General features: G+C 44.6%; 4 protein-coding genes and 2 rRNA genes (1 of these 6 cut by a window edge). 4 read left to right on the forward strand and 2 right to left on the reverse strand.

Going from position 1 to position 8,863, the window contains the following annotated elements; all coding sequences use genetic code 11:
• Nucleotides 1-170 precede the first annotated feature (170 nt).
• Both KUA46_RS14560 and KUA46_RS14565 read left to right on the forward strand, forming a co-directional pair.
• Nucleotides 171-1,499, forward strand: coding sequence for an inositol-3-phosphate synthase (locus KUA46_RS14560; RefSeq protein ID WP_218487920.1), 1,329 nt, complete (start codon nucleotides 171-173; stop codon nucleotides 1,497-1,499).
• A gap of 131 nt (nucleotides 1,500-1,630) precedes the next feature.
• Nucleotides 1,631-2,650 carry a helix-turn-helix domain-containing protein gene (locus tag KUA46_RS14565; protein WP_022121136.1) on the forward strand — a complete coding sequence of 340 codons (1,020 nt, stop codon included), beginning with the start codon at nucleotides 1,631-1,633 and terminating at the stop codon, nucleotides 2,648-2,650.
• A 284-nt stretch (nucleotides 2,651-2,934) separates the two neighbouring features.
• Here KUA46_RS14565 and KUA46_RS14570 read toward each other — a convergent pair whose 3' ends face one another.
• A complete protein-coding gene (locus KUA46_RS14570; RefSeq protein ID WP_022121137.1) occupies nucleotides 2,935-3,693 on the reverse strand; it encodes a Bax inhibitor-1/YccA family protein in 759 nt (252 codons plus the stop codon).
• A gap of 117 nt (nucleotides 3,694-3,810) precedes the next feature.
• Complete coding sequence (locus tag KUA46_RS14575; RefSeq protein WP_022121138.1) at nucleotides 3,811-3,960, reverse strand: transcriptional regulator; 150 nt, start codon at nucleotides 3,958-3,960, stop codon at nucleotides 3,811-3,813.
• 1,400 nt (nucleotides 3,961-5,360) lie between these two features.
• Between KUA46_RS14575 and KUA46_RS14580 the strand changes: the two genes are divergently transcribed.
• Together KUA46_RS14580 and KUA46_RS14585 are read left to right on the forward strand one after the other, a co-directional pair.
• A 16S ribosomal RNA gene (locus KUA46_RS14580) occupies nucleotides 5,361-6,892 on the forward strand.
• A 389-nt stretch (nucleotides 6,893-7,281) separates the two neighbouring features.
• Nucleotides 7,282-8,863 (forward strand): 23S ribosomal RNA (locus KUA46_RS14585); it runs 1,316 nt beyond the window's last position.
• The 16S and 23S rRNA genes sit together here, the layout of an rRNA operon.

Below are 8,863 nucleotides of genomic sequence, written 5' to 3' on the forward strand. Positions count from 1 at the left end.
TCTACACTTGGCTTTTGATGCAGAATAGCCTTTTTGTCCATTTTAAGCTAATTATTGTAAATTATTGAAAAAAAGTCTACGGAAACCACATCGGTTCAATTAGTTTTTGTTATCTTTGCAGACACAATTCTTTAATTAAATCAACTTGATATAAAATAAACCTTTAGAAGATGGAAAAAATGAATGTTAAACCAGCAGAAGGTAAGCTGGGTATCTTGGTTGTTGGTTGTGGCGCAGTAGCTACGACCTTCATGACCGGTGTTTTCATGACTCGCAAGGGACTTGCGAAGCCAGTAGGTTCAATGACTCAGTACGACAAGATTCGTGTTGGTAAGGGTGCAGACAAGAAATATTTGCACTACAAGGACATCGTTCCTCTTGCTGACCTTAATGATATCGTATTCGGTACTTGGGATGTTTATCCGCAGAATGCTTATCAGGCTGCTATGTATGCTGAGGTATTGAAGGAGAAAGATATCAATCCTGTACGCGAGGAGTTGGAGAAGGTAGTACCAATGAAGGCTGCTTTCGACAAGAACTATGCAAAGCGTCTTGATGGCGACAATGTGAAGGATTGCAAGACCCGCTGGGAGATGGTAGAGGCTCTTCGTCAGGATATCCGCGACTTCAAGGAGAAGAACGGTTGTGCCCGTATCGTTGTCATCTGGGCAGCATCTACCGAAATCTACGTTCCTGTAGATATGGAGATTCATGGTACATTGGCAGCACTTGAGGCAGCAATGAAGGCTGACGACCGCCAGCATGTAGCTCCATCCATGTGCTACGCTTATGCTGCTTTGACAGAGGGTGCTCCTTTCATTATGGGTGCTCCTAATACAACTGTTGATATTCCTGCTATGTGGGAACTCGCAGAGAAGACCAAGATGCCTATCGCCGGTAAGGACTTCAAGACAGGCCAGACTCTTGTCAAGAGTGGTTTCGCTCCTATCATCGGTACCCGTTGCCTCGGCTTGAATGGCTGGTTCTCTACCAATATTCTCGGTAACCGTGATGGTCTCGTTCTCGATGAACCTGCTAATTTCCATACCAAGGAGGTAAGTAAACTCTCTACTCTTGAGACAATCCTGAAACCAGAAGCTCAGCCAGATCTCTATGGTCATGGTAACGATGAAGATACCCAGTACTATCACAAGGTACGTATCAACTATTATCCACCTCGCAACGATAACAAGGAGGGTTGGGATAATATCGATATCTTCGGCTGGATGGGTTACCCAATGCAGATTAAGATTAACTTCCTCTGCCGCGACTCAATCCTTGCTGCTCCATTGCTGCTCGACCTTACATTGTTGAGCGATCTTGCTGCTCGTGCAGGCCGTTACGGAATCCAGCGTTTCTTGAGTTTCTTCCTCAAGGCACCTATGCACGATTATACTAAGGGTGAAGAGCCTGTAAACCATCTCTACCAGCAGTACACGATGCTGAAGAATGCTATCCGTGAGATGGGAGGTTACGAGGCCGATGAGGAAATCGACTAATTAGGTTATTTCATTTAATACTACACCTTATTATATATAAGGCATTAAATTTATATCATGGCACACCTTTGGAATGTTAGAATATCTCTCCATAGGTGTGCCTTTTTTGTTTATTTACATAGAAAGTAGACATGGATTCGGTAACGAGTTTTATTTATGGTATGAGCATGATGTTCTTCTCCATGATGGCTTTCCTGTTTTGGAGAAAAGGAAAGGAGATGCTCTTTCGGATGATTATGTGGCTCATGATTGTGGTCGACCTGCAGTTGGTAAAGGACCTGGTTTTCTTTCTGATTTATGGTTTTGACAACGAGCATGCGTGGTATCTTACGTCTTCGTTGGATATGATGATTATTCCGTTCTACAGCTTTGTGTTGATGGAACTGGTGAAGCCGGGCTGGTTCAGATGGGTGAAAGCTTTGATGCTGGAATTGCCTTTCCTCTTGTTGCCGGTGTTCTATATTTTTACCCATAATGTCATCTGGTTTTATGTGCTTTCTGCCTGGGGAGCCATTTATGGATTCTCTACCTTTATATTGCTTTTCTTTATGATTCGGAGGTATCACCGCCAGCTGAAAGAGCGCTTTTCTTATCAGGAAAATATTAATCTGAATTGGCTTCTTGCCATTCTCAATACCTTCTTCCTGATTCTGTTTTTATGGACGCTGAGCTGTTTCGTTATTAATGTGGATTACGACAATATCTATATGGTAAGCTCTCTGATACTCTGGATGCTGATAGATTATTTTGTTTATAGGCATGAGTCAGTGATAGAAGAGTTGAGCGATATTGAAATTGTACCGTTAGAGCAGAACGAAGTAGATGTTTCGGGGATGGCTGCTGAGGTGCAGCGGTTGTTCGAGGAAGATAGAATCTATCTCAATCCGAAACTGAAATTGTCTGATGTGGCGCTGGCTGTAGGTACGAACCGTACTTATCTGAGTCGCTATTTTAACCGGCAGAATGGGCAGACGTTTTATGATTATGTGAATTCTTATCGTATACAGTATGCAGAGAACTTGTTGAAGTCAACGAACTTTCCTTTGCCGGAAATCGCCATCAAATCGGGATTTAATTCTATTTCTACGTTCAGAAGAGTATTTTTTGCCTCTTTTGGTTGCTCTCCTAATAAATATAGGGTAAATGCGTAAGTTGTTGAAGTTTAGGTAGTTTCTAAAAATCAGTGGAACACTGAAAAATGTCAAAAGACACTTTTTGTCCATTTGAAACTTATTTTTGCTATTTTGAAACCATAGTTCTCAATTTTTTTTCTATCTTTGCACCATAGAACTTTTTGAAGAGAATATAACTCTAGCATTTACTTTTTCTAGGAATTAAAAAATAAAGGTTGGCCAACCCGTTGAGGGCAAGCCAACCTTTCTCGTTATGTATGTTATTCTTTGTTTTTTTACTTTATTCCCGGTTCCCGTTTTCATTATTCCTTGTTGCTGCCTCCGAAGATGCGGAGCAAGTAGAGGAAGAGATTGATAAAATCGAGATACAGAGTCAAGGCTCCGATGAGTGCCAGTTTCTGTGCGCCCTCGCTCATGTCGTATTGTGTCTGGAGCATCTGCTTGATCTTCTGACTGTCCCAAGCGGTCAAGCCAACGAAGATGGCTACACCTGCGTAACTCAAAATGTAATCAAACCCAGAACTCTTCAAGAACATGTTTACTACGGTAGCGATAATCAGGCCTATCAGCGCCATGAAGAGTATTTTTCCTAAAGAGGTCAAATCCTTCTTGGTAGTGTAACCATAGAAAGCCATCGCTCCGAATGTGCCGGCTGTAATAAAAAATACCTTGGCAATACTGGTCATCGTATATACTACGAATACGGATGAAAGCATGGCACCATTCAAAACCGAGTAGACGATGAAGAGTAGGGTGGCCGTAGTCAGGGAGAGTCTCTGTAGGGCACCGGTAATGATGAATACCAGGGCGAGCTCTGCGATAATCAAACCAAAGAGCAAGCCGCGGCTTGTCATCAAGGTCATCAGCAGGGTAGGACTGCTAGCCACACCATAGGCAGTAACGCCCGTAATCAGGAGAGCTAAGGTCATCCATGTATACACTTTGCGCATCAAAGCAGAGAAAACACCGCTTATACCTCGCTCTTTCTCATTAACAGCAAAGCCATTGCTCTGCTGGTTGTTCTGACTATTTATCAGATTGTACATTTCCTTTTCTGTCATAATTCTATTTTCTTTTGTTATTTATGGTCTATTGAATAATATAATAAGCGCAAAGATAATGCCAATTATTGAAACGAACGATAATCTCTGCGCTTTATTAACATTTATTCCGTAATTTTACGTCATTCTCAGACCCTTTATCAGGATATGATAGTTGCCGCTAGGAATGATGGTGATGTTTGACTTCATGTCAGTCTCCTTGCGGTTGAAACTGATCTGCCATTGCCATCTTAATCTCTTATCTTCTCTTTTTTCTACCTGTCTCATACGCTATTCGTTTTATTTCGAGTGCAAAGATACGTCTTTTCCGTTTTCTACCTATGCGATTTGTGCGATTTGCGTGGATTCGGGAAATAAAGTGCGAAAAATATCATGGAATCATTCTGGAGAATATCTCTGAAGGATAAGAACATAACTCCGAAAGATAGCAGAATATCTCCGAAGGATAAGAAATTATCTCCGAAAGATAGCGGAATATCTCCGAAGGATAAACCCTGAAGACAAATGTAGGTAATTCGATGATGAAGATATGGAAGCTGGGTTGTGGCAGCGAGGTGAAGGGTGAAGGGTATATTTTAAATCTTATATTATATTCTTTTTTTAGGGTTTTTCCGATTTTTGACCCTAGGGTACTTTTTTGATTTTACCCTTTTTTCCTTTACCCACGCGTACATATATAAAATAGAGTTTTCAAACCTTCACCCTTCACCTTTTTATTTAACATTTTGAGTGTCAAATAGTTACGGGTGAAGGGTGGTGAAGGGTGTTTTGCGTATTTTATAAACATATTTTAAGAATTCTGCCCGTTTTTACATATTTTAGCGTCTGTTTACGATTCTGAAATGGATATCTTTTTTTAGAGAGTCCTCTTTTTTTATGATTTCTTTCTGCAGAAACTCCTAGAAACTTGGTTTAATCGGTATCCTTGATGTATAAGCCGTTAAAATATTGTCAGCGAAATAAAGTTAATGGCTATGGATAAGCGTAAACTTCTAAAATATAAGTTATCTTAAAAACATTATAACATTTTAATGTATTGTCAGCGAAATAAAGTTAATGGCTACGGATAAGCGTCAATTTTTAAATATAAATTAACTGAATTTTCGCATGTGGTTCAAGAACTGGCTAGGGGCTTCTGCCCTTTACCTTTCCCTTCGGCCGGTGACCGTTGGTTCAGGGTGTATGGGACAAAACTTGCGAAACTTGAGCAAATTAACTGAAAAAGCATTATAACCATAATAGTATTGTGCGCTTGCGTATACGCCTAAGTGTGTGCACTAGCGAGCGCATATATATAATAATGTAAGTAGCTAAAATCTAGTGCGCAAAGTCTTTATAGATGTTAAAAACCGACTAAAAAAGCAACTTTTTTGCGAAAAGATTTGGTGGAATGAAAAATAGTTAGTACTTTTGCACTCGCTTTTGAGAAATACACTTTCTCTTAGCAACAAAAGAAAGAGTTCTTTGAAAGATTTTACATAAACAGACAAGTAGTACAAGAAGCGGTTAACTTCTTAGAAATAAGAAAGTTGACTGGGTAAAAAGAAACGAACCGTCAAGAAATTGACAAGTCAGGTTTACTAAGCTTCAATAAACGAAAAGGATATTCGTCCTAAGTACAGACAACAAACAAACCAAGCCGCAAGGCTAGGTAAAAATGATATTTTACAATGGAGAGTTTGATCCTGGCTCAGGATGAACGCTAGCTACAGGCTTAACACATGCAAGTCGAGGGGAAACGACATCGAAAGCTTGCTTTTGATGGGCGTCGACCGGCGCACGGGTGAGTAACGCGTATCCAACCTGCCCATCACTTGGGGATAACCTTGCGAAAGTAAGACTAATACCCAATGATATCTCTAGAAGACATCTGAAAGAGATTAAAGATTTATCGGTGATGGATGGGGATGCGTCTGATTAGCTTGTTGGCGGGGTAACGGCCCACCAAGGCGACGATCAGTAGGGGTTCTGAGAGGAAGGTCCCCCACATTGGAACTGAGACACGGTCCAAACTCCTACGGGAGGCAGCAGTGAGGAATATTGGTCAATGGACGAGAGTCTGAACCAGCCAAGTAGCGTGCAGGATGACGGCCCTATGGGTTGTAAACTGCTTTTATAAGGGAATAAAGTTAGTCTCGTGAGACTTTTTGCATGTACCTTATGAATAAGGACCGGCTAATTCCGTGCCAGCAGCCGCGGTAATACGGAAGGTCCGGGCGTTATCCGGATTTATTGGGTTTAAAGGGAGCGTAGGCCGGAGATTAAGCGTGTTGTGAAATGTAGACGCTCAACGTCTGCACTGCAGCGCGAACTGGTTTCCTTGAGTACGCACAAAGTGGGCGGAATTCGTGGTGTAGCGGTGAAATGCTTAGATATCACGAAGAACTCCGATTGCGAAGGCAGCTCACTGGAGCGCAACTGACGCTGAAGCTCGAAAGTGCGGGTATCGAACAGGATTAGATACCCTGGTAGTCCGCACGGTAAACGATGGATGCCCGCTGTTGGTCTGAATAGGTCAGCGGCCAAGCGAAAGCATTAAGCATCCCACCTGGGGAGTACGCCGGCAACGGTGAAACTCAAAGGAATTGACGGGGGCCCGCACAAGCGGAGGAACATGTGGTTTAATTCGATGATACGCGAGGAACCTTACCCGGGCTTGAATTGCAGAGGAAGGATTTGGAGACAATGACGCCCTTCGGGGCCTCTGTGAAGGTGCTGCATGGTTGTCGTCAGCTCGTGCCGTGAGGTGTCGGCTTAAGTGCCATAACGAGCGCAACCCCTCTCCTTAGTTGCCATCAGGTTAAGCTGGGCACTCTGGGGACACTGCCACCGTAAGGTGTGAGGAAGGTGGGGATGACGTCAAATCAGCACGGCCCTTACGTCCGGGGCTACACACGTGTTACAATGGCAGGTACAGAGAGATGGTGTTCTGCAAAGCGCATCTAATCCTTAAAGCCTGTCTCAGTTCGGACTGGGGTCTGCAACCCGACCCCACGAAGCTGGATTCGCTAGTAATCGCGCATCAGCCATGGCGCGGTGAATACGTTCCCGGGCCTTGTACACACCGCCCGTCAAGCCATGAAAGCCGGGGGCGCCTAAAGTCCGTGACCGTAAGGAGCGGCCTAGGGCGAAACTGGTAATTGGGGCTAAGTCGTAACAAGGTAGCCGTACCGGAAGGTGCGGCTGGAACACCTCCTTTCTGGAGAGACGAATATTGAGAGAATGTTGAATGTTGAGTTCTCATTCTTGCTTACTTCTATATTTGTTGAGATAGTGACTGATTAAAGTTCGCTTCTCTTCTTGTACGCACCATCTGTTTAATCAAATACAGGAGACTGGGATTCCTTATACGTTATATAATATATAGGGATGGCTCAAGCAAAATGGTTCAACTCCACAATCTCCACCATGCCTTTTAAGGCAAGAAGATCTTTGACATATTGACACAAGCAAAACTGTAAGTAATGAACTTTAGTTCAGACTAAAGTAAATCAAATCGCAAGATGAGATTTCACTTTGTTAGAATACAGCTGAAAGTATGAGCTACTTATTCGTTATTCGGAAACGAGTAACAAGAATACAGTCGTAAAGAAAGTAAGAAAGGGCGTATGGCGGATGCCTAGGCTCACGGAGGCGATGAAGGACGTGATAAGCTGCGATAAGCTTCGGGTAGGTGCAAATAACCTTTGATCCGAAGATTTCCGAATGGGACAACCTAGCCGTCTGAAGGACGGTTACTCTTACCAATGTAAGAGAGCTAACGCAGGGAACTGAAACATCTTAGTACCTGCAGGAAGAGAAAATAAATGAATGATTCCCCCAGTAGTGGCGAGCGAACGGGGAACAGCCCAAACCGTTGACGTCGCAAGGCGACAGCGGGGTTGTAGGACCGCGACATTGTATGCAAATCGTGAACAGAACACTTTGGAAAATGTGACCATAGACGGTGATAGTCCAGTATGTGAAGCGAAATGCAGCATAGCGGTATCCTGAGTAACGCGGGACACGAGGAATCCTGCGCGAATCTGCCGGGACCATCCGGTAAGGCTAAATACTCCCGTGAGACCGATAGCGAACGAGTACTGTGAAGGAAAGGTGAAAAGAACCCCGAGCAGGGGAGTGAAATAGTTCCTGAAACCATACGCCTACAAGCGGTCGGAGCATCGCAAGATGTGACGGCGTGCCTTTTGCATAATGATCCTACGAGTTACCGTCACTGGCGAGGTTGAGTGTCACGAGACACGTAGCCGCAGTGAAAGCGAGCCTGAACAGGGCGCACAGTCAGTGGGGGTAGACGCGAAACCAAGTGATCTACACTTGGCCAGGATGAAGTCCCGGTAACACGGGATGGAGGTCCGCACCAATAAGCGTTGAAAAGCTTCTGGATGAGCCGAGTGTAGGAGTGAAAGGCCAATCAAACTTGGAGATAGCTCGTACTCCCCGAAAGGCATTTAGGTGCCGCGTCGGATGGTCACCGTGAGAGGTAGAGCGACCGATAGGACAAGAGGGCTTCACCGCCTATCGAGTCCTGACGAACTCCGAATGCTCACGGTCTGCAGTCCGGCAGTAAGGGGGCGGGTGCTAAGGTCCGTCCCCGAGAGGAGAAGAATCCAGACCGCCGTCTAAGGTCCCGGAGTTCTGCCTGAGTTAGTCTAACGAAGTCTGGTCCCTATGACAGCTAGGATGTTGGCTTGGAAGCAGCCATTCATTCAAAGAGTGCGTAACAGCTCACTAGTCGAGGGTCCGGGCATGGATAATAATCGGGTATAAGGCAGACACCGAAGGCGCGGGATAGCATTAAAGAAAGTATCGGTAGGGGAGCATACTCACAGCGTCGAATGGTGTACGTAAGTTATCCTGGAGCGGTGAGTAAAGCAAATGTAGGAATAAGTAACGATAAGGAGGGTTAGATTCCCTCCCGCTGTAAGACCAAGGTTTCCCGGGCAATGCCAATCAGCCCGGGGTCAGTCGGGTCCTAAGTCTAAGCCGAACGGCGATGGCGATGGCAGAGACGGTTAATATTCCGTCACTGCCGCATGGGGCGACGTGGAGACGGAGCAGTGAAACCACCGCGGGGCGACGGAAGTCCCCGTTGAAGAGTGTAGGTGTTGAGGATGGCAGGCAAATCCACCATCCGAGCTGAACTTGACAGTACGGATTCCTCCTCGGA

Origin of the sequence: Segatella copri (assembly GCF_019249765.2) — a bacterium.
In the GTDB taxonomy this organism is placed as follows: Bacteria; Bacteroidota; Bacteroidia; order Bacteroidales; family Bacteroidaceae; genus Prevotella; species Prevotella copri_K.

Excerpts from the sequence above, each read along its gene's own strand:
- KUA46_RS14560 (WP_218487920.1), top strand. The coding sequence starts at position 171 with ATGGAAAAAATGAATGTTAAACCAGCAGAAGGTAAGCTGGGTATCTTG.
- KUA46_RS14565 (WP_022121136.1), top strand. The coding sequence starts at position 1,631 with ATGGATTCGGTAACGAGTTTTATTTATGGTATGAGCATGATGTTCTTC.
- KUA46_RS14570 (WP_022121137.1), bottom strand. The coding sequence starts at position 3,693 with ATGACAGAAAAGGAAATGTACAATCTGATAAATAGTCAGAACAACCAG.
- KUA46_RS14575 (WP_022121138.1), bottom strand. The coding sequence starts at position 3,960 with ATGAGACAGGTAGAAAAAAGAGAAGATAAGAGATTAAGATGGCAATGG.